Consider the following 19,058-nt stretch of genomic DNA (forward strand, 5'->3'; position numbering starts at 1 on the left):
ACCTTTTGCCCTCAAGTGCCAAATCTGGCGGGATATTCACGCCAGCACTCCTGCAGCGCCCACCCTTCTATACGGACAAAATGGTCACCTATCTCGACGCCGCGACGGCCCCTCTCAGAAACACCGGCCAGATCCGCCTCTATGGCGAGGACGGTTTTGCCGGCATGCGCAAGGCATGCGACCTCACGGCCCGTTGCCTGGACGCGCTGGTGCCGATGGTCGCGCCCGGCGTCACCACGGACACCATCGACCGTTTCGTCTTCGAGTTCGGCATGGATCACGGCGCGCTGCCGGCGACGCTCAACTATCGCGGCTACACGAAGTCGTCCTGCACCTCGATCAACCATGTCGTCTGCCACGGCATTCCCGACAACAAGCCGCTGAAGGATGGCGACATCGTCAACATCGACGTCACCTACATCCTCGACGGCTGGCACGGCGATTCCTCGCGCATGTATCCGGTCGGCACGATCAAGCGCGCGGCCGAACGCCTGCTCGAGGTCACCCATGAATGCCTGATGCGCGGCATCGCCGCCGTCAGGCCGGGCGCCCGCACCGGCGCCATCGGCGCCGCCATCCAGACTTTTGCCGAGGCGGAGCGCTGCTCGGTGGTGCGCGACTTCTGCGGCCACGGCGTCGGCCAGCTCTTCCACGACGCTCCGAACATCCTGCACTATGGCAGCGCCAATGAGGGCGTCGAGATGCGGCCCGGCATGATCTTCACCATAGAGCCGATGATCAATCTCGGCCGGCCGCATGTGAAGGTTCTGTCGGATGGCTGGACGGCGGTGACGCGGGACCGTTCGCTGTCGGCCCAGTACGAGCACACGATCGGCGTGACCGACACGGGCTGCGAGATTTTCACGCTCTCGCCCAACAACCTCGACCGGCCCGGCCTGCCGGCCTGATATTTGAATACGTCGGGCGACCGCCTTGCCCGACCGATTGGCTGGATGCGGGGGCTGATGGGGAAGGCCAGCGACGACGACGAGCGGAGTTTCTTCTCCGAGGTGCCGGTTCGGCCCGCGGCGAAGGCGAGGCCCGCTCCAGCCGAAAAGCCCGGATATCTCGGCCACCGCGACCGCCTGCGCGAGCGCTTTGCCTCGGCGGGTCCAGACGCCCTGCCCGACTATGAACTTCTGGAGCTCTTGCTCTTCCGGCTCATCCCGCGCTCCGACACCAAGCCGGCCGCCAAGGCATTGCTGGCGCGCTTCGGCACATTTGCCGAAGTGCTTGGCGCGCCAGTCAACCTGCTGCAGGAGGTCAAGGGCATCGGCCCGGCGGTGGCGTTCGACCTGAAGGTTGTCGCGGCGACGGCGCAACGCATGGCGCATGGCGAAGTCCATGGCCGCGAGATCCTTTCGTCCTGGACACAGCTTCTCGCCTATTGCCGCGCGGCCATGGCCTTCGAGGCGCGCGAACAGTTCCGAATCCTGTTTCTCGACAAAAAGAACGCGCTGATCGCCGACGAGGTGCAGCAGACCGGCACTGTCGACCACACTCCGGTCTATCCCAGGGAAGTGGTCAAGCGCGCGCTCGAACTATCGGCCACCGCGATCATCCTGGTGCACAATCATCCCACTCGGCCCTTTTCAATCACGCACGATCACGCTTTAGCACGTTGATACATATCGCTTTTTCGACTTGTCGCAGAGTCGGACATTGTGGCATATTGGGGTCGGTTGTAGGGGGATCGAAGCCCGTTTTGAACCCAACCACAGACCCCTACTACCCGTCAACCGATCCCACTCGAAAGCCTACGGGAGACCCCAGTGCCAAGCCTTACCGATGGAGAGATTCGCCACGCTTTGAAGCAGGTCGAGGAGACCGGTAAGCAGCAGAACCTTGTCGATGGCGAGGGTCATGGAACAGGCCGCCTCGTTCTAGTGATAAAGCCAATGCCGACCCGCATAACGGCAGACTGGATGGCCCAGCAGTGGCGAGACCAAAAGCGTCTCAAGAAAAAGCTCGGGTCGTATCCGTCAATGAGCCTCAGCCAGGCTCGCGAGATTTTCAGACGCGACTTCGCCGACATGATCCAAAAGGGACGCAGCATCAAGATAGCCGGCGACACGCGACCCGGCACGGTCGCCGATCTGTTCGAGGCTTACGTCGCGTCGCTTAAAGCAGATGGAAAACCGTCTTGGAAGGAGGCCGAAAAGGGCTTGAACAAGGTCGCCGATTCGCTCGGTCGCAACCGCCCTGCCCGCGACATCGAGCCTGACGAGATCAGGGACCTCATTCGCCCGATCTATCAGCGAGGCAAACGGTCTATGGCCGATCATGTTCGCAGCTATATTCGATCGGCATACAGTTGGGGGCTGAAATCCGAGCATGACTACCGAACAACCTCGGCCCGTCGCTTTCGTCTCGTCTACAATCCAGCTGCGGGCATTCCAACCGAACCGAAAAAAGTCGGAACGCGCTGGTTGGACGAGGAGGAATTCACCCGTCTCTATCGTTGGCTCGAATCTCCTGATGCGCCGGTCCACCCCCCTTACACGCGTGCCGTAAGAATTCTTATGTTGACCGGACAGCGCGTCGAGGAGATCGCTCGGCTGCACGTCGATCAATGGGATGCGGCCGAGCGCATCATCGACTGGTCCAAGACCAAGAATGGAAAGCCTCACGCCATCCCCGTGCCCAAGATTGCGGCCGAGCTTATAGGGTCGATCAAGCCGAATGATTTTGGTTGGTTTTTCCCATCGGCAACTGACCCGTCCAAGCCTGTCAGTCATGGAACACTCTATTCGTTCATGTGGCGCCAGCGCGATCGCGAGGTCATCCCGGTCGTGACAAACCGCGATCTCCGGCGAACCTGGAAGACGCTTGCCGGCAAGGCAGGTCTCTCGAAAGAGATCCGAGACCGATTGCAAAACCACACTCTGCAGGACGTCAGTTCCAAGAGCTACGATCGTTGGAATTACATGCCGGAAAAGCGTGCCGCCATGGCCCGGTGGGACAAGTTTGTCAGTGAGCTCCTGACGAAGAAGAAGCGTAAAGCCGGGCTCAAGGCAGCTGCCTGAGCTAGCGATTGCTTCTCCTCACCGCCATCAGCGGCTGAGGCAAAGCTTCACTGCGGGAACGAGACTGCGAATCTTGGGATCAGGAGCTCGAAACTCTTCGGGCGCGCCATTTCCTAACTGTTTTGGCAAACCCGGTGAGTCGGCGTCGGCTTGATTTTCAGAATTCAGCCGGTTTTTCAGCCGGTTCTGGAAAAACGGACGGTTCCGCGAACGATGTCGCAGTCTGGCGCATACGTTCCGCCGCATGTTCCGCCTCCACAAAGTCTACGAGTTGGGCTGCCTGCTTTAGGTGCCTCGATACATCAGCGTGGGTCGTGGAGCGGTCCAACTCGCAAGGTGGGAAATCGCCCGCAATAGCTTTCAGGTCGCGCAACACGGAAGCGATGTGTGGCCAAGGAAAATCGGTCGGATCGCCGATATCCCGGTCTGCTCCGACGATCACCTCCAACTTGGCCAAAATGCCAACTAAGGACAGAGCTGACACCTCTGGAATCGCATCTTGAAGTTTGAGCGCCTCGGTCACGGCTAAGACTTCGGCTTGCTGAGCGACAGCGTAGTGGACGCCGTTCGACGCGTTCATCGGCATGGGCTGCTCTTTGATTTCGCCTCTGGTCAATGCCTGAATTCCGGTATTGCTGATAATTCTCGTCTCCAACCGCTGCTGGACCCTGCAAAGCACCAGAGACGTATGTTGGGCACGATGCCATGCGGCCCAAACGGCGAGAGCTGGGTCATGTTTCATTGCTGCTGATGACGCCATCTTGGATTCCTCCAATTCGACAAGGCTAGGTCGTATCTGAATTTAAGATAACTGGAAATCAGATATAATTGAAGCCCTCATCTGGAACTGGATGAGGCCGGTTGTGAAAACGCTCGGAACGCTGCGCCACAAGTCATTGATCACGATGCTGATTGAAAAGCGTGAGGCTAGCGGGCTGACACAGACCGAGCTAGCCGAAAGGCTAGGCGAATATCAGTCGTTTGTCGCTCGACTCGAAAGCGGCCAACGCCGCGTCGACGTTGTCGAATTCATCGATCTGGCGAAAATCCTGGGGTTCGACCCTTCTGCAGCCATCAAGAGATTGGCAGCAGAACCAAACTGAATCTAGCTAAGACCGTCCGAGCCGCTCGCGAGCGCGCCACTCAACAGCGCCGTAGCGAGCGGGCGGCGGCTTTGCGCCTGATGTCGGCCGTGCGGGCAAGCTCTGTCGTCGCCTGCAAGCCGACATCGCTCGTGACAATGATGGAGGTTGCCCCTTGGAACTCCGGCCAAGCGGACCGGCGTCTGCTTGCGAACGCTCCAGGACATCGGCGGGAAGGCGATCTGCGGGCGAGACTCATGTGGTTCGAGGTGCGAACAGAATAATCCCCACCGCAAGCAAAGCGATTGCGCCTCCCATGAGATCCCACGTGTCCGGTCGCTGTCCTTCGGCCAGCCACAACCAGAGCAGCGACGCCGAGATGTATACGCCGCCATAGGCCGCGTAGGCGCGACCAGCATAGTCGCTTGGAATGAGAGGCAACAGATAGGCGAAAAGCACCAGAGAGGCGATGCCCGGCACCAGCCACAGGATCGATTTCCCCTGCCTCAGCCAAACCCAGAAGGCAAAACAGCCGGCGATCTCGGCGAGCCCAGCAGATGCAAACGTCAGGAACGCGCTCAGTAGAATGGCATGCGGTCTGGATTTCTCACAAGCGCGTGGTGATAGCCACCAGCCAGTCCGGCAAAGCCCGTTCAAGGCCGATTTGTATCATGCGGTCGAACCCAGACAGCGTCATGGCACCGGCAACGACCAGCAGCGCGCCGAGGGCCATTTTGATGCCGCTGGACGCGCCAAGCATGCGGCCTCGCCAGCGGAGCAACGCTTCGCGGGACATTAGAGCCAGAGCCAGCAGCGGCAATGATGTGCCGATGCCGAAAGCCAGCATCGTCAGCACCACCATGCCGAGGTTCTCACCCCGCGCGGCCATGATGGACGCGGCGCCGAGAGTTGGTCCGACGCAGGGCGTCCATACCGCGCCGAGCAGCAATCCAACGCCGAATTGACCAGAGATGCCGGACGTCGAGAACCCGCCGAAACGGCTCTGCGTCCAGTTGCTCACCGGACCGGCCGCCGTCGCGAACTGCGTCTGGAGCCGAGGGACGAGTAGCACCGCGCCAACCAGTATCAGCAATACGGCGGCAGCGGTGCGAAACACGGTCATGTCGAGACCGATTGAAAAGCCGATGGTGGCGACGAACACGCCTATCGCGGTGAAAGAGACGGCGACGCCTGCGGCCAGGGCCAATGGTGCCAGCCGGTGTTCGGCCACCGCCCCAGTCAGGACGACCGGCAGCAGCGGCAGCACACAGGGCGAAAGGATCGACAGGACGCCAGCAAGGAGCGCAAGCAGCATGCTACAGCGCCTCGCGCAGCAGCGCTTCGATGACCGCCGGGTCGGTTTGTCCGGTCTGTCGGTCGACCTCCTTGCCGCCCTTGTAGACGATCATCGTGCTTTGCATCTGGACACGGTAGCGAGCCAGAATTTCCTTTTGGGTGTCGAAGTCGACATCGAACTTCTTCATGTTCTTGAAATCTGGTGACGCCAGCAGCGACGCCACGATGGGCTTCTGTGCCTGACAGGTCTCGCACCACGGTGCTGTGACGTGAATCATCACAGGGCCGCCCGCCTTGAGCGCGTCCTCAAAGCCGGGAATGGTTTCGTCGCCATTGTGGGCGAACGCCGGGACGACAACGGCAGCGATACCGGCAATAGCCGAGAGCATCAGAAAGTGACGACGTTGCATGTTATGCGGTCTCCCTAGGGTTGGATTCAGCGAGTTCGGGGGCGAAGTGGTCGAACAACAGGTCGGCCGCTTCGGCCGCGGCCTTTGGCGCGGTGATGGTTAGGACCACTTCGCGAGGATCGTTCTTCAGGTCAAAGGTTAGGAACGCGCAGCAGGCTTGCTCCTTGCGCATCAGATCGTTGACCTCCTCCAGTGCTTCCCGCCCATAGATGAGTTTGAGCGATAGCGGTGCGCGCTTGGCGTGATGAAGTGACCTGCTGGCCAATGAGCGAATGCCCGCAACCCGCTCCTTGAAATCAGAGGCACCAAGAGTGCAGGCGATGGACAATGCGTCATTCTCGGCAGCCGAGACGCATGACGGACCGCAACCGCACTCGTCTTGTGCCATCAAAGACTGAAATGTGGCGGCGGGCGCGGCTTTGCGACGCGAGAGGAGGTAGATCCCACCGACAGGTAGCGCTAGCGCGAGCAGGCCAAGACCCCAGGTACATGCGGCGCCGGCGATAGCTGCCAAGCCTGTGCCGACCACAGCTGACGGCACCACCGCTATGGCGCAGCAGGCCGCGCAAGCGGCAGTGACGGCACCGGCCCATTTCAGGGTGTTCTTCATCAAAAAACGCCTTTCGAGTTCTACCTTTGCAATGGTGTACTCCTTCAAGTAACTTGAGGTTCAAGGAGTATTTTCGATGAACCTTCACATCCGCGTGTTCTCCATAGGGGCGCTGGCCAAGGCTGCGGGCATGACGACGCCTACAATCCGCTACTATGAGGAGATTGGATTGCTGCCTCCCGCGCCGCGAACGGCCGGAGGTCAGCGCACCTACGACGACGACGATTTGGGGCGGGTGACGTTCATCAAGCAATGCCGGGACTTCGGCTTTGGCATCGATCAAGTGCGGGTATTGCTGGACCTCTCCATCAGCACCAACCGCGATTGCGTGGAAACCCGAGACATTGCCCAAGGGCATCTTGACCAGGTGCGCCAGAAACTCGCCGAGCTGCGCTTGCTCGAACGCCGGCTAGAGGGCTTTGTGACCCGCTGCAATGTCGCCTGCGCTGGCGGCCCCGGCCAGGACTGCGTGATCTTCAAGGATATGGCGGCGCCAGCCAAGGGCGGCTGCTGCGGTTGATATCCAGGCGTGCACCGAAACTGGTTAGCCGTGCTTCCAAATCTTCACTGCCGAAATCATCAGGATCGCAGCAAGGGCCGGCAGCAGCAATGGGCTGGGCACCACACCAAGCAGCAAGCCACCGACCAGCGTGCCGGCGATAGAGCCCGCGGCCATGACAAGCAAGAAGGTATTATTGCGGCCGAGGACCGAAAAGCTCTGGTCCCGACTATACCGGGTGAAGCCCACGAGCATGGTCGGCAGGCTTACCGCGAGGGAGAGGCTCCCAGCCAGTTTGATATCGGCGCCGAACAGCAGCACCAATGTCGGGATCAGCAGTTCACCTCCGGCCACCCCAAGCAGCGACGCCACGACGCCGATGACGAACCCGGCGACAATGCCTACCACCGCTTGCGTAGCCCCGCTCAAAAGGGGTGTACCCGACCTCCCATCGTGGCCGAACATCAGAACCGCAGCGATCACGACAAGAAGCACGGCTTCACGCGGTAAAGATTTTCCGACTTGAGGCGTGTCGCCCATCCTGCCCCGAGCCAAGCCCCGAGCAGGCTTCCGGCCAGCAAGTTCAGAATTATGGTCCAATGCGCGGCGATTTCGGAAAACGGCACCGTGCGGGCGCGGAAGGGCAGCACAGTTGCCACCACCACGAGGCTCATGGCTTTGTTTAGGATCACGGCTTCCAGCGCCGCAAATCGAAACGCCCCGATCAGGAGCGGCAAACGAAATTCTGCACCGCCAAGACCGATCAGTCCGCCCAGTGCGCCAATGACCGTCCCGCCACCAAATGCCAACGCCTTGTTTTGTGCCATGCGCAGTTCCCAACGCTTTCGGGCAACATGGCATAGGCCGCAATATTCGACCATACATATCGGTTAAGGCATGAAAGTGCGAATTACGCTTCGGCCCGATGTTCCTCTCGTGCCGCTTCCCACACTTCCCGCGCGGCATCCGCGTTCATCGCTGCGATGCCCAGCCCCACGATCAGATCCGGCCACGCCGATCGCCACGAGAAGGCCGTCACCAGCCCGGCAGCAATAATGGCGATGTTGGCGAATGCATCATTGCGGGCCGACAGGAACGCGGCCTTTGTGAGGCTGCCGCCATGATGACGGTAAGCGGCGAGCATGTAGGCGCAGGAGAGGTTGACGGCGAGAGCGCCCAAGCCCGCCAGGGTCAAGGCGATCGGCTGCGGCGGCACGGGCATGTTGAACTTCTCCACGCCGTCCAGATTGTTGCCAGGCCAGGCAAGAGCAGGATGAGTGCCAGTGCCATCCCCACGCGTGCGCGAGAGCGCACTGACCAGCCAAGGGCGAGCAGGATAAGGAGATTTACAGAGGCATCTTCCAGAAAGTCGATGCTGTCGGCGAACAGAGACACTGATCCGATGGCAAGCGCCACAGCGAACTCGATCCCGAAATAGGCGAGATTGAGAGCGCGACGATGAGGACGGTGCGACGGATTGGGAGGTTCATCTTCTGAAAGTAGACGAGACCGATGTCTTGGGCCACCAGCTTTGCGATGTCTTTCGACAACCTGCGGACAGCCTGGTTGTCCGCTCTCACGGATCCCAACCCTAAAGCCAACAGCCTGCAAACGGCCGCGAAAATCACCTCAGAATGTGAGGAATTGCGATAACGTTTCGGGCGATCCCGTGATGACCAATCCCACGACAAGCGCGATTATCGCGAAGACTTGGAGCAGGACGATGCCAACGAGCCTGGACCGGAACGGCTCCTTGCGCGTCTTGTGCCGGATCGTTTGCTGAGCGATCACAGTCCCGATGCTACCCCCGATGAAGGCTAGGTACAGAAGCGTCGACTCGGGAATGCGTTGCAACCTGTTCTCGGCCCTAGCCTTGTCGAACGCCATGGCGGCGTATGCCAGAAAGTTTATCGCTACAAAGTAGCCGACGCCCCCGATTGCCAACTGCCCCCGCATGCCCCGCTCCATCTTCGGGCCAGTATAACCGAAGCCCGTTAAGCCAAAGCGAATGAAAGCAGGTCCACTCCAAAAGGGTCGTTTGAAGCCTCATTCGATGGTGACCGAAGGTCGGCTTTCGCCGATCGGGGCCCAAAAGCCAACCGTCCGTTCTCGGCCCATTCACAGTCGTTGAACCTGTCCAAGAGAGGAGTGTTCAACGTTGACAGCAACGTGCCACCCACCGCCACTAGTCGCTGTTTTTTCTAGATGCGCCGGTGTGCCAGGACACAGGATCAGCGACCCACCGATTGACGTCGGACTCCCTCCATGCCGCACCGTTTAGGCTGATCTTGACCTGGGTCGGGAACGTGCCGTCGCCGATTTTTCGGTACATTGTCGAGCGGGACAAGCCGGTCCGCGCGAGGACGGTCTTAAGGCGAATGAAACGATCTGGCTCAGACATGGCCGCCTTGCCTTTCACTGAGAGCATTTGGCACCCGCTGGAGCCAGACAGCACCAACCAAGGCTCGCGCTCAATGAGATTTTTCATCTCAATGAGCTAGGGCGTGGGAACGGCGGCAAATCGGCATGCCTTAGATCCCAATACCCCGCCCCTTACCGATGCCGTGATTGAACGCGAGTTCTAAACCCAGACGCCGGCCGGATTCGACCTCGATGCCAAGCGCTTTCTTATGATTAGCAAGGAGGGATTCCAGCTGCGGATCGCGTTCGAGGCTCTTGGCCATATCGGACATGGCCGCGCGCGTTGACTTGTAGCCGGCCATGTCGCCGGCCTGGTATTGATCTTGGCTTGTCCGGTGGAGCTTCTGCCAGCGTTCCACGAAACGGTCGGCGCTGCGGCCGGGATCGATGTCCATCCCGGTGCGGGTTTCCGTTTCAAGCTGGAGAGCAAGCACGATGCGGCTGACGCGGCCGGCGCCCGCTTCGCGAACCAACTCGGGATTCTTGACGTAGGCCGCTTCGGCATCTCGCCAGCCAAGCGGCCGAACCTTCTCGAAAGCGCTACGGGCATCCGTCAATTCGCGCATCTGCTCGGGACTGCCCTGCCCGTCCGCATTTCCAGTACTGAGGATCGCGTCGAGCGCACGGGCGTGACGGACGAGCGCCTTGGTGCGAGCGCTGCGCAGCGCCGCTTCCCCGTCCACCGAAACATCCGGATCACGCTGCGTTCCCCTGACGGGAGCCGCTGTCCGGGGCGAAGCGCCGACGTCCGCCCTCAGCGCCGCAACATTCTCCCTTCCCGGCCCGCGCCCACCTTCCTGGCTGGGGTCGCCGTCTCCAGGTGAGCGCAACCCATCCAGCAATCCGCCAATCCTGTCGCGCAGCTTCTCCGGTACGATCCGACGCACGATCTCGACCACGCGATCGCGGAACGTGATGCCGCGCCGCTCGGCATAGGTCTGCGCCGGGTCGACCTGCTCGTAATCCGACGCCATGTCCTTGGCGCGGTCCCGTGACAGCGTCCGGACGAGGCGTTCGCGGGTGGCGAAGTCATCGCTGCCGTAATGCAACTCCGTGCCATCTCGATGCCGAGACAGAGCAACGTAGCTGCCATGTGCATCCATGCCCGGCGTAGCGAGCACATGGGTCCGGTCAACGGTCATGCCCTGCGCCTTGTGAATGGTCGCGGCATAGCCGTGGTCGATGTGGGCATAGTCTTTGAGGTCGAAGCGAACCGATCTGGCGTCATCGGTGCGCACGGTTATGCTCTGTGTGCTGACTTCCTCCACGATGCCAAGCGTGCCGTTCTTGACGCCAAGCCCGCGCTCGTTGCGCAGGAACATGACGCGATCGCCGCTGGCGAAGTTTCTTGGACCACGTTCGACAGTCACTTGCACTTCGTCGCCGAGATCGCCAGCAGTGCGCATGCGCTCGCGCGCTGCCTGGTTCAGGGCGCGCACCTCATCGTTTGTATGGGTGAGAATGATCCGGCTTGCCTCTGGATGCTCATGCCTGTCTCGATCCCAGCGCTCAACGAGTTCATTCCGCGCTTCGTCGCGCGTTGCGGCCTGATGCACCATGCCTTGCGCGTCGTAGGCGTTGATTGCGGCGCCGATCCTGCCGGTTGCCAGATCGCGCGTGGCATCACGCTGCCAGTCCTCGCGCTGCCGGCGCACCTGGCCGATTTCGACGCCGCCATGTCGCTCGTGAATCGAGCGGAATGCAGCGCCGGCTTCGATCGCCTGCAACTGCTGCGGATCGCCGACGAGCACGACTTTCGCGCCAGCGTCCGCCGCATGGGAAAGCACGCGCTCCAACTGGCGCGTGCCGACCATGCCGGCCTCATCGATAACCAGGACATTGCGGGCGGCAAGCAGATCGCGGCCCTGTCCCCAGCCATGCTCCATACTGGCGATGGTGCGTGACGGGATGCCTGAACCGCCTTCCAGATTCTCAGCGGCAATGCCGGAGAGTGCGGCACCTCGAACCTCGTAGCCCGCCGCTGCCCATGCCTGGCGCGCAACGCCCAGCATGGCGCTCTTGCCCGTCCCGGCAAAGCCGATAACGACACCAAGACCGCGACCTTCGGTGATGTGCGCAAGCGCGTCGGTCTGCTCGCCCGAAAGGATAAGCCCGCGTTGCGCAGCCCGCGCCAGCGCTGCCTCGCGATGTGCGTCACTCACCGCGTGTCGCTCGTCCAAATCGAGACGTTCCGCAGCGCGGTGAAGGCGCTGCTCGGTCTCGATCATCTGCCTTGTGGTGAACCGGTCTTCGCCGCGTCCGTCCTTGCCGAGTTCGACCAGATCGGGTGCGTTGGTGATGGCTGTGATCACCGCGTTGAACTGCTCCATTCCATCGCTGTGCCGATGCGAGAACTTCGCAATGTCTTTTCGGATGAACGTCGATTGCTGATGCGTGATGGCATCCAGCGCCACGGATGGATCCGCAATGATGCGCGCACCATTGTTGCGCGCGATCTCGCGATGCAACTCGGCGCGATCTGCTTCAATGTCACCAGCGTCTAGGCCATTGCCCTCAATGCGTTGAGCGGGTGCACCAATCTGCGTTTGCGGCTCCAGGGCAATGCCCTGCGCTTCCAGACTACGATGATCGATGCGGGCGTCGATGTCGAGTTCGGCCAGGCGCTCATTGGCCAGATCCGCCCATCGCTCGCGCCAGCGCTCGACCAGCTGGGTAGCATTCCAGTCTCGAACCTTGGGACCAAAACCATTCTCGTCCACGGACCGCATGGTGAGCATGACATGAGCATGCGGCTTGGGACTGCCATCCTCTGCCCTGTCCCAGTGCACATTGAGATCAGCGACCATGCCCTTGCTGACAAATTCGGCCTGAACAAAGTCCCGCGCCAACTCGATGCCTTGCGCCTGACTCAGCTCGCGTGGGAGCGCAAACTCGACCTCGCGGGCAAGCTGCGCGTCCTTGCGCCCCTCGAACGCCTCGACATCGTTCCACAGCCGTTCGCGGTCGCTCCAGGCCTCCGGTGCATCCTCCGGCAGCATCACCTCGGAATGGACGACACCGCGCTTGGCGGAGAAATCATGGCTGCGTTCGATCCGCTCGTCACATAGCCGTGAAGCCGAGCGGTAGGCGGCCGACGCCACCGCGCTCGAGCCTGCCTTGCGGCCAATGACCTTGACGTGAAGATGATAGATCGCCATCGCGACCAGATCATTTGCACGTCAAAGCGCACGTCGGCACGACGTATAAGCGCGCCCTCCCTCGAAAAAATCTCGGGATGGACCGGCGCGTGCCAGACTGTCCCGGCAACCCCGAAGCCTTCCGGCAAGCTCTCGCCTATCATTGCCGCATTGACGTCAGATGGAGACAACCATGCGAAAACCGCGGGACTTCGACGCCGAACTGAAGGCGCTGGAAGACAAAGCGCGCGAGCTCAAAACGCGAAAGGTGCAGCAACTTGGCGAACTGGTGATCGCCACCGGCGCCGATCAGCTCAGCACCGATGAACTTGCCGGCGCGCTCGTCGCACTCGCAGAGACGAAAGACACCTCAAAGCGTGAGGCATGGGCCAAGCGTGGGGTGATGTTTTTCGAGAGCGGGTCCCGGCGAGCTGCTCCGGCATCTCAGCGCAACCCTCTCAGCGCTTCGGCGCAATCGGGCGGCCCACAATCGCCGGCAGGCGGCACAGGTTCGCAATGACATGCGCACGTGGCAGGTCGAGCGACGCAATCGCACCCGACATCTGATCGAACTCGGTGGGCTCGTCGTCAAGGCGGGCATCGTAGAGCTCACCAATGACGATCGCGCTACGATCTACGGCGCGATGCTCTGGATCGCCGCCAAGCTGCAAAGCCATGAAGGCGAGCAAGCCCAACGATTATGGACTGCGAAGGGTAGGCAGGCGTTCGATGCTGAACGGTGTGAAGAGCAGATGGGACCGCGAACGTAGCCACAGTTGGAGCGAGCAGCGCTCGGCACGAGCCCGAACAGTAGATCTCCGCCGATGCGTCAGCGCCGACGCCGCAGTCAAGCGCTTGCGCGGGAAGCTTTCGCGATCTTCGTCGCTACCGGCGAAAATCCTATCTCGCGAGCCTTGATCCAGATGATGAAGGGCGCAAGGCTTGAGTGGGCGAAGCTCGTCAAAGCAGGCGCTCCCTTATGAGCAAACTTCAAATGCCAGATCGTGTTCCCCTCGAAACCTCCCACGCTACAAAGATGCGATCGTGCACACTGCGCGTTGATAGAAACTCTGTAGCCAGGGTGCGAGCCAGCGGCATTGCTCTGCACAGCTGGAACGGGCGGAAAACTGAAGGAAGCTCCTCGCTTTAGATGAGATAGGCAAAAGCATCCCAGCCGATGGGACGACAGAAGCGAAACTTACTCTTGTCATGTTGCGTAAGAGAGGTGGATTTAACGAAGAAATGTACTATTTGCGTCGTGGGCAGGGCAGAAAAATCAAACGTCGCTCAATTCATCCGATACAAAAAAGGGAAATCATATGACCACTGCTCTCGAGCAAGGCAACAAACTGGATACCGTGTCGATAACGGCTGACATTGTCGCCGCCTATGTATCGAACAATCCAGTACCGGTTGGCGAGTTGCCGAAACTAATCGGCGACATCCATGCCGCCCTGAATGGCATCGGCACGCCGGCGGTAGAACCTGTGCTAAAACAGGACCCGGCAGTTTCGATCAAGAAATCGGTGACACCTGACTTCATCATCTGTCTGGAAGACGGAAAGAAATTCAAATCGCTCAAGCGGCACCTTCAGCACTTCAACCTGACCCCCGACGAATACCGGCAGAAATGGAACCTGCCGTCCGACTATCCGATGGTGGCGCCGAACTACGCGGCTACCCGGTCGGCTCTGGCGAAATCAATAGGGCTCGGGCGCAAGGCGGCGACGCCCACGTCTGCCGCGGCGGAAAAACGCAAACCGGCCGTGCGGGCGGCGGCAGCGAGAACCACTGCGGCGGCCATCCAGTCGCCGATGAAGAAGGCGCGCAAGGCGCGGGCCAAAGCGTAACCTGCTGCATCTGACAGAGGCCTAGGCTGCGGCTGACCTGAACATGGCGAAGCCCCGCCTTGCCGCGGGGCTTCGTGTTTTGTAGGGTAACTCTGCGGTGCGGCGGGACCAGATGAGCGAGAAGTCGCCCTCGTTGTCGGTCTCGACCAGGCTCGCGTAGATCGGAGCGGCGAAGCTGGGATCGTCGAGCTTGACGGAGTGGTAGTCGCGTCCTTCGCGCGAGGTCTTATTCCATGCCGCCCCGAACTCGGTGGCGCCGGCGAAGATGCGGAAGTCCGGACCCTTTTCATTGTCCCCGTCGGCCGGAGAGACATATGCTGGCCGTCTTGTGGGGCTTGTCCATACGTGTCCTCCTATCCTGAGGCAGAAAGTGACCAGACCACCCGGTCAAACGTGAATAATGTCCGATAAAACATTATGGCCTCTGATAGAGTGGCCAACTTCTTACATTTTTTAATGCTGTCAGCGGTAATAAAATCGATTGCCTCATGCCACACCGTGTAACCCTATCAGAATAGAGAATGCAACGGTTTGAGGTGTTTTCCCGACGTCGCAGTCAACATGCCGCATTTTACCCGCGCGGATGGATTTATTACAAAACGGTAACTCGCCGGACAGGTTGAGGTGAAGTCAGCGCCCTATCCTGCTGATGTCGGCTGCTTCAGCTGACGGATATTGAACCATGAGCCGGCAGACCGGTTCCGAAGAAGGAAATCACGCATGAAGAATCTGACTCTCGCCTTTGCCCTCGGCACGCTTGTTCTTGTCGTCCCGATGTCGTCTGCGTTCGCGGCCAATGTGCCGTGCGAGGAAATGCTCAAGACGCTGCGCGCAACCGAAGCCACCGCAAAGACGAGCGACGCGGATAAGGCCAAGATTACCGATCTCGAGACCAAAGGCATCGAGCGGTGCAATGCTGACGACGACAAGCGTGCGGACGACTTCTTCACCCAGGCCATGAAAGTCATGGGCAAGTAGGCTAGCCGACAACAATCAACGCCTCGATCACAGGACACCATCATGCCGATCTCAACCTATCAACCGGTCCAACGGGCCGCAAACCGTGTACCGGACGTCACCGTCGACTTCTGGCTGATCAAACTCATGGCCGTGACCATGGGTGAAACGGCGGCGGACTACCTCGCCGTCAACCTCGGCCTCGGGCTGACGATGACATCGCTGATCATGACTGGTGTCCTGCTGGTCGCCCTGGTCTTCCAGTTCGCGCAGAAGCGCTACGTTCCCTGGGCCTATTGGCTAGCTGTTGTGCTGATCAGCGTCGTGGGTACGCTGGTTACCGACAATCTCGTCGACAATTTCGGCGTCCGCCTGGAAACGACGACGGTGGCGTTCAGCGTCGTTCTCGCTGCCACATTTGCCGTCTGGTACGCCAGCGAAAGAACACTGTCGATCCACACCATCTACACGACCAAACGTGAAGTTTTCTATTGGCTGGCAATCCTCTTTACGTTCTCGCTGGGAACCGCCGCAGGAGATCTGGTCGCCGAAACCTTCAACATGGGCTATCTGACGACCGGCCTGTTGTTTGGTGGTGTGATCGCCGTGATCGCCCTGGCCTACTATGTATTCAAGCTGAATGGGATCTTCGCTTTCTGGCTTGCGTATATCCTGACAAGGCCTTTGGGCGCCTCGTTTGGTGACTTGCTGTCGCAACCCTTTGAATATGGTGGCTTGGGTTTTGGCACGACCTTAACGAGCGTGATCTTCCTCGGCTGCATAGCCGCCCTTGTCTTCTACATGAGCGTGAAGAGGCGCGATGTGCCGCTCAGCGAAGGCTTGGTCGAGACAGATTAATCGACTTGGGTTGGTGAATATCTTGCTCCGACATGGAAGCCGTACCGGCTCAGAAAAAGGTAATAGCAACAAGATCTTGGTCCAACCGCAAACGGCTGGCGGCACGTCGCCAGCCGGTATACTGCTCTGATATTCATATGGGCAGGGGAGGACTAACAATGAGAATTCTTATTTTAGAGGACGACGCTAGAACGTCACAATATATCGCCAACGGTCTGTCGGAGGCCGGTCACGTCTGCGATATCTTGGTCAACGGACACGACGCCCTGTTTGCTGCAACGAGCAGTACTTACGACGTGATTGTCGCCGACCGGATGGTTCCTGGCCTCGACGGCCTTTCCATGATCAAGGCAGCCCGCGCCGCCGGTGTGCGGACGCCCGCTATTTTCCTGACGTCGGTCGGTGGCCTCGACGACCGCGTCGAAGGACTGGAAGCGGGCGGGGACGATTATCTCGTGAAGCCATTCGCCTTTTCCGAGCTACTCGCCCGCGTCAACGCCCTAGGTCGCCGGCCGGCTGCCCAAGACCAGAAGACCACCTTGCGGGTCGCCGACCTGGAGATGGACCTGATCATGCGCCGTGTTACGCGCGGCGGCCAGACAATCGACCTCCAGCCACGGGAATTCAGCCTGCTTGAGGTACTTCTGCGTGGCGAAGGGCGGGTCATCACAAGGACGATGCTCCTTGAACGTGTCTGGGACTTCCATTTCGACCCCAAGACCAGCGTGGTCGAGACTCATATCAGTCGGCTGAGGACCAAAATTGACAAGCCTTTCGAAAGTCAGCTTATCCATACGGTCCGCCATACCGGCTACAGCCTGCATGCCTAATGTCAGGCTTTTTCGGAGCACGCCTTTTCGGCTTGCATTGACGTTTGCATTCCTGTTCGTGCTCGCCTTCGTTGTCTCCGGCGGCATCGTTTATCGCCTGATGAGTCTCGACTTGGCCGACCGGCTCGACGAGTCCATCAGCGAAACCTATTCGGTGGTCGCGGAGACTTACGCCGCGAACGATTTGGAAGATCTAGTTTCCACAGTCGACAGCCACTCCAACCTCAGTACCAAGAATGAACGGCTTTATTCACTTACAGGCTCGAGCGGCAAGCATCTCGCCGGAAACTTCATCGCGACCGCCCTTCCCGAGGGATTTTCAATAGTCAGTACTCAGACGCCGGAGGTAACGTCAGACGCGCGGTATCGGGCCTATTCAGGGTCGATCGGAGGAAACAACCTGACAATTGCCTTCAGCCTTTCCGAAACCGAGGAGCTGGAGACCATCGTCCTTATGAGTTTTGGCTGGGGAACACTCATCGTCACAGGCCTCGCCGTGATCGGAGGTGCCCTGCTCGCATCCCGGGTCCAGCGACGACTGGACGGGATTGCTGCGACGATGGTGGATGTGTCACACGGCCGGCTCAGCGCCCGCATCCCGCTGATCGGAAACGGGGACGACATCGACGTGGTTTCTGGACAGGTTAACGCCGCGCTTGATCGCCTTTCGGCCCTCGTCGACGGTATGAAACAGGTCAGCGCTAACATCGCGCACGACTTGAAAACTCCACTGAACCGGCTGCAGATGATATTGGACATGGCGATCGTAAAAACCGAACTGGGCCAGACCGTGGCCGAAGAACTCGCAGAGGCCCGAGCCGAGGGCCTTGAGATTAATGAGACGTTCGACGCGCTGCTTCGTATTGCCCAGATTGAGGCCGGGGCGCGCAAGGCGCGGTTTTCGGACCTGGATCTCAACAGCGTTGTTGACGCTATTGTTGAGGTCTATGCCGACGTTGCGGAGGATGACGGCAAGTCGCTGTCGGCAGCGCCTCTACAAGCCGGGGCAGCCCAAATCCATGGAGATCGGGAACTTCTGACCCAGATGTTCGCGAACTTGGCGGAAAATGCCCTGAGGCACTGTCCCGAAGGCACGCTCATCCGGTTATCGACAGCGCGGCGGTCGGGTCGCATCCTCGCGACCGTCCGCGACAACGGGCCAGGCATTCCCGTCGAAGAGCGCGAAAAGGTTTTCCAGAGGCTTTACCGACTTGACACCAGCCGGACCACGCCGGGGAGCGGTCTCGGACTCAGCCTTGTGAGGGCAATAGCTGACTTGCATGGCGCGACCATAGCGCTTGAAGACTCTGGGCCTGGCCTGGCAGTTATCGTGAGCTTTCCAGCAGCCGATTAATCAACTGTGCAGGCACGGAGGCCGCCTTGGGAAGCTTACCGATCCGTATAGGGGCGGCGACCTCGCTGTAAGTTTGATGCGGTAGATTGAACGCAGTGTCTGTTCAATTGGAAAGGTCGCAACAATTATGAAACGTAAATCTTCAACGACCCGCACTCTGCCTACTTTGACGCTCGCCCTGGCCTTGGGAAGCATTGGGGCATTTTTTCCAGCTATCGGCGGCCAGGCCGTGGCCGCTGAAAAGGCTATCCCGGCGGAAAAGAACCCTCCCGGAGATATCCCGGACTCCCAGGTCTTCATCGACTACGCATCCTCACAGGGTTTTACGATGAAGGTGCCGGAGGGCTGGGCGCGATCGGATCGTGCCGACGGCGCAAGCTTCATCGATAAGCTCGACGGCGTTGTTGTCTCTGCGTCCAAGGCAGCCACCGCGCCGACGGTCGAGAGCGCCAAGGCAACGTCTGTTCCGGAGCTGGAGAAGGCCGAGCGCGCCGTAAAGGTCACCGCAGTCAAGGAGGTCAAGCTGCCGGCAGGTCCAGCAATCCGCATCGTCTACACATCCAATTCCGAGCCCAACGCCGTCACCAACAAGCAAATCCGGCTCGAGAACGAGCGCTACCTCTATTTCAAGGATGGCAAGCTGGTCACGCTTGAACTCTATGCGCCCAAGGGCGCGGACAATGTCGATCAATGGCAGCTGATGTCCAACTCGTTTAAGTGGAAGTGAC

The 19,058-nt window shown here is 60.0% G+C and carries 21 protein-coding genes and 3 pseudogenes; 13 read left to right on the forward strand and 11 right to left on the reverse strand.

All coding sequences use genetic code 11. From position 1 onward, the window contains the following. The first annotated feature begins 80 nt into the window (after nt 1–80). From map to AC1DPX_RS18650, 3 genes are all read left to right on the forward strand, one after another. Complete coding sequence (map, locus tag AC1DPX_RS18640; protein WP_477238657.1) at nt 81–908, forward strand: type I methionyl aminopeptidase; 828 nt, start codon at nt 81–83, stop codon at nt 906–908. A 57-nt stretch (nt 909–965) separates the two neighbouring features. Further along, complete coding sequence (locus AC1DPX_RS18645) at nt 966–1,625, forward strand: JAB domain-containing protein (protein WP_477238659.1); 660 nt, start codon at nt 966–968, stop codon at nt 1,623–1,625. 147 nt (nt 1,626–1,772) lie between these two features. After that, nucleotides 1,773–3,026 (forward strand): tyrosine-type recombinase/integrase, encoded by a 1,254-nt coding sequence (locus AC1DPX_RS18650; RefSeq protein WP_477238661.1) that lies wholly within the window; start codon nt 1,773–1,775, stop codon nt 3,024–3,026. Between the two features lie 157 nt (nt 3,027–3,183). Here AC1DPX_RS18650 and AC1DPX_RS18655 read toward each other — a convergent pair whose 3' ends face one another. Continuing rightward, complete coding sequence (locus AC1DPX_RS18655) at nt 3,184–3,786, reverse strand: hypothetical protein (RefSeq protein WP_477238663.1); 603 nt, start codon at nt 3,784–3,786, stop codon at nt 3,184–3,186. Between the two features lie 91 nt (nt 3,787–3,877). On the opposite strand from AC1DPX_RS18655, the gene AC1DPX_RS18660 reads away from it, so the two are divergent. Further along, the gene (locus tag AC1DPX_RS18660; protein WP_477238665.1) at nt 3,878–4,129 is read left to right on the forward strand and encodes a helix-turn-helix domain-containing protein; all 252 of its coding nucleotides are present in this window, start codon (nt 3,878–3,880) and stop codon (nt 4,127–4,129) included. Between the two features lie 234 nt (nt 4,130–4,363). Here AC1DPX_RS18660 and AC1DPX_RS18665 read toward each other — a convergent pair whose 3' ends face one another. Genes AC1DPX_RS18665 through AC1DPX_RS18680 form a run of 4 tightly spaced genes read right to left on the reverse strand, consistent with a single transcriptional unit; the run spans nt 4,364 to nt 6,472 of the window. Beyond that, nucleotides 4,364–4,690, reverse strand: a complete 327-nt coding sequence (locus AC1DPX_RS18665; RefSeq protein WP_477238843.1) for a YnfA family protein — start codon at nt 4,688–4,690, stop codon at nt 4,364–4,366. A gap of 25 nt (nt 4,691–4,715) precedes the next feature. Beyond that, nucleotides 4,716–5,423 carry a cytochrome c biogenesis CcdA family protein gene (locus AC1DPX_RS18670; protein WP_477238667.1) on the reverse strand — a complete coding sequence of 236 codons (708 nt, stop codon included), beginning with the start codon at nt 5,421–5,423 and terminating at the stop codon, nt 4,716–4,718. Between the two features lies 1 nt (nt 5,424). Continuing rightward, nucleotides 5,425–5,814 carry a thioredoxin family protein gene (locus AC1DPX_RS18675; protein ID WP_477238669.1) on the reverse strand — a complete coding sequence of 130 codons (390 nt, stop codon included), beginning with the start codon at nt 5,812–5,814 and terminating at the stop codon, nt 5,425–5,427. A 1-nt stretch (nt 5,815) separates the two neighbouring features. Continuing rightward, nucleotides 5,816–6,472: a hypothetical protein gene (locus AC1DPX_RS18680; protein WP_477238671.1), complete on the reverse strand. Its 657-nt coding sequence runs from the start codon at nt 6,470–6,472 to the stop codon at nt 5,816–5,818. Between the two features lie 28 nt (nt 6,473–6,500). Between AC1DPX_RS18680 and AC1DPX_RS18685 the strand changes: the two genes are divergently transcribed. Beyond that, the gene (locus AC1DPX_RS18685; RefSeq protein WP_477238673.1) at nt 6,501–6,944 is read left to right on the forward strand and encodes a MerR family transcriptional regulator; all 444 of its coding nucleotides are present in this window, start codon (nt 6,501–6,503) and stop codon (nt 6,942–6,944) included. A gap of 24 nt (nt 6,945–6,968) precedes the next feature. Here AC1DPX_RS18685 and AC1DPX_RS18690 read toward each other — a convergent pair. The 5 genes and pseudogenes from AC1DPX_RS18690 to traA all read right to left on the reverse strand — a co-directional run bounded on the left by AC1DPX_RS18690 (nt 6,969) and on the right by traA (nt 12,502). Further along, nucleotides 6,969–7,750 (reverse strand): annotated as a pseudogene (locus AC1DPX_RS18690) (sulfite exporter TauE/SafE family protein). 83 nt (nt 7,751–7,833) lie between these two features. Then, nucleotides 7,834–8,413: pseudogene (locus AC1DPX_RS18695) on the reverse strand (cation efflux transmembrane domain-containing protein). Between the two features lie 139 nt (nt 8,414–8,552). After that, entirely contained in the window at nt 8,553–8,879 is a 327-nt protein-coding gene (locus AC1DPX_RS18700; RefSeq protein WP_477238675.1) for a DUF1294 domain-containing protein, read from the reverse strand. Nucleotides 8,880–9,108: 229 nt separating this feature from the next. Further along, nucleotides 9,109–9,324: a helix-turn-helix transcriptional regulator gene (locus AC1DPX_RS18705; protein ID WP_477238845.1), complete on the reverse strand. Its 216-nt coding sequence runs from the start codon at nt 9,322–9,324 to the stop codon at nt 9,109–9,111. Between the two features lie 130 nt (nt 9,325–9,454). Continuing rightward, nucleotides 9,455–12,502 (reverse strand): Ti-type conjugative transfer relaxase TraA, encoded by a 3,048-nt coding sequence (traA, locus tag AC1DPX_RS18710; RefSeq protein ID WP_477238677.1) that lies wholly within the window; start codon nt 12,500–12,502, stop codon nt 9,455–9,457. 172 nt (nt 12,503–12,674) lie between these two features. On the opposite strand from traA, the gene AC1DPX_RS18715 reads away from it, so the two are divergent. From AC1DPX_RS18715 to AC1DPX_RS18725, 3 genes are all read left to right on the forward strand, one after another. After that, nucleotides 12,675–13,001 carry a conjugal transfer protein TraD gene (locus tag AC1DPX_RS18715; protein WP_477238847.1) on the forward strand — a complete coding sequence of 109 codons (327 nt, stop codon included), beginning with the start codon at nt 12,675–12,677 and terminating at the stop codon, nt 12,999–13,001. 1 nt (nt 13,002) lies between these two features. Then, nucleotides 13,003–13,251, forward strand: coding sequence for a conjugal transfer protein TraD (locus AC1DPX_RS18720; RefSeq protein ID WP_477238679.1), 249 nt, complete (start codon nt 13,003–13,005; stop codon nt 13,249–13,251). Between the two features lie 549 nt (nt 13,252–13,800). Beyond that, nucleotides 13,801–14,331 carry a Ros/MucR family transcriptional regulator gene (locus AC1DPX_RS18725; protein WP_477238681.1) on the forward strand — a complete coding sequence of 177 codons (531 nt, stop codon included), beginning with the start codon at nt 13,801–13,803 and terminating at the stop codon, nt 14,329–14,331. Between the two features lie 90 nt (nt 14,332–14,421). Here AC1DPX_RS18725 and AC1DPX_RS18730 read toward each other — a convergent pair. After that, nucleotides 14,422–14,688, reverse strand: a pseudogene (locus tag AC1DPX_RS18730) (DUF736 domain-containing protein); the annotation flags it as partial. 363 nt (nt 14,689–15,051) lie between these two features. Between AC1DPX_RS18730 and AC1DPX_RS18735 the strand changes: the two are divergent. The 5 genes from AC1DPX_RS18735 to AC1DPX_RS18755 all read left to right on the forward strand — a co-directional run bounded on the left by AC1DPX_RS18735 (nt 15,052) and on the right by AC1DPX_RS18755 (nt 19,057). Next, a complete protein-coding gene (locus AC1DPX_RS18735; RefSeq protein WP_477238683.1) occupies nt 15,052–15,309 on the forward strand; it encodes a hypothetical protein in 258 nt (85 codons plus the stop codon). A 42-nt stretch (nt 15,310–15,351) separates the two neighbouring features. Next, on the forward strand, nt 15,352–16,146 hold the full coding sequence (locus AC1DPX_RS18740; RefSeq protein ID WP_477238685.1) for a COG4705 family protein: 795 nt from the start codon (nt 15,352–15,354) through the stop codon (nt 16,144–16,146). Between the two features lie 158 nt (nt 16,147–16,304). Next, nucleotides 16,305–16,976, forward strand: coding sequence for a winged helix-turn-helix domain-containing protein (locus AC1DPX_RS18745; protein ID WP_477238687.1), 672 nt, complete (start codon nt 16,305–16,307; stop codon nt 16,974–16,976). Then, nucleotides 16,969–18,330 carry a sensor histidine kinase gene (locus AC1DPX_RS18750; RefSeq protein ID WP_477238689.1) on the forward strand — a complete coding sequence of 454 codons (1,362 nt, stop codon included), beginning with the start codon at nt 16,969–16,971 and terminating at the stop codon, nt 18,328–18,330. The genes AC1DPX_RS18745 and AC1DPX_RS18750 overlap by 8 nt, the downstream gene beginning before the upstream one ends. A gap of 127 nt (nt 18,331–18,457) precedes the next feature. Continuing rightward, entirely contained in the window at nt 18,458–19,057 is a 600-nt protein-coding gene (locus AC1DPX_RS18755; RefSeq protein WP_477238691.1) for a hypothetical protein, read from the forward strand. The last annotated feature ends 1 nt before the right edge of the window (nt 19,058 follow it).

It is taken from the genome of Mesorhizobium sp. 01N446, assembly GCF_056399285.1.

Coding starts and splice junctions, on each gene's coding strand:
- AC1DPX_RS18740 (WP_477238685.1), top strand. CDS start 15,352: ATGCCGATCTCAACCTATCAACCGGTCCAACGGGCCGCAAACCGTGTA.
- AC1DPX_RS18670 (WP_477238667.1), bottom strand. CDS start 5,423: ATGCTGCTTGCGCTCCTTGCTGGCGTCCTGTCGATCCTTTCGCCCTGT.
- AC1DPX_RS18655 (WP_477238663.1), bottom strand. CDS start 3,786: ATGGCGTCATCAGCAGCAATGAAACATGACCCAGCTCTCGCCGTTTGG.
- AC1DPX_RS18645 (WP_477238659.1), top strand. CDS start 966: ATGGGGAAGGCCAGCGACGACGACGAGCGGAGTTTCTTCTCCGAGGTG.
- AC1DPX_RS18660 (WP_477238665.1), top strand. CDS start 3,878: ATGAGGCCGGTTGTGAAAACGCTCGGAACGCTGCGCCACAAGTCATTG.
- AC1DPX_RS18700 (WP_477238675.1), bottom strand. CDS start 8,879: ATGCGGGGGCAGTTGGCAATCGGGGGCGTCGGCTACTTTGTAGCGATA.
- AC1DPX_RS18725 (WP_477238681.1), top strand. CDS start 13,801: ATGACCACTGCTCTCGAGCAAGGCAACAAACTGGATACCGTGTCGATA.
- AC1DPX_RS18720 (WP_477238679.1), top strand. CDS start 13,003: ATGCGCACGTGGCAGGTCGAGCGACGCAATCGCACCCGACATCTGATC.
- AC1DPX_RS18735 (WP_477238683.1), top strand. CDS start 15,052: ATGAAGAATCTGACTCTCGCCTTTGCCCTCGGCACGCTTGTTCTTGTC.
- AC1DPX_RS18675 (WP_477238669.1), bottom strand. CDS start 5,814: ATGCAACGTCGTCACTTTCTGATGCTCTCGGCTATTGCCGGTATCGCT.
- traA (WP_477238677.1), bottom strand. CDS start 12,502: ATGGCGATCTATCATCTTCACGTCAAGGTCATTGGCCGCAAGGCAGGC.
- map (WP_477238657.1), top strand. CDS start 81: ATGGTCACCTATCTCGACGCCGCGACGGCCCCTCTCAGAAACACCGGC.
- AC1DPX_RS18685 (WP_477238673.1), top strand. CDS start 6,501: ATGAACCTTCACATCCGCGTGTTCTCCATAGGGGCGCTGGCCAAGGCT.
- AC1DPX_RS18755 (WP_477238691.1), top strand. CDS start 18,458: ATGAAACGTAAATCTTCAACGACCCGCACTCTGCCTACTTTGACGCTC.
- AC1DPX_RS18745 (WP_477238687.1), top strand. CDS start 16,305: ATGAGAATTCTTATTTTAGAGGACGACGCTAGAACGTCACAATATATC.
- AC1DPX_RS18750 (WP_477238689.1), top strand. CDS start 16,969: ATGCCTAATGTCAGGCTTTTTCGGAGCACGCCTTTTCGGCTTGCATTG.
- AC1DPX_RS18705 (WP_477238845.1), bottom strand. CDS start 9,324: ATGTCTGAGCCAGATCGTTTCATTCGCCTTAAGACCGTCCTCGCGCGG.
- AC1DPX_RS18715 (WP_477238847.1), top strand. CDS start 12,675: ATGCGAAAACCGCGGGACTTCGACGCCGAACTGAAGGCGCTGGAAGAC.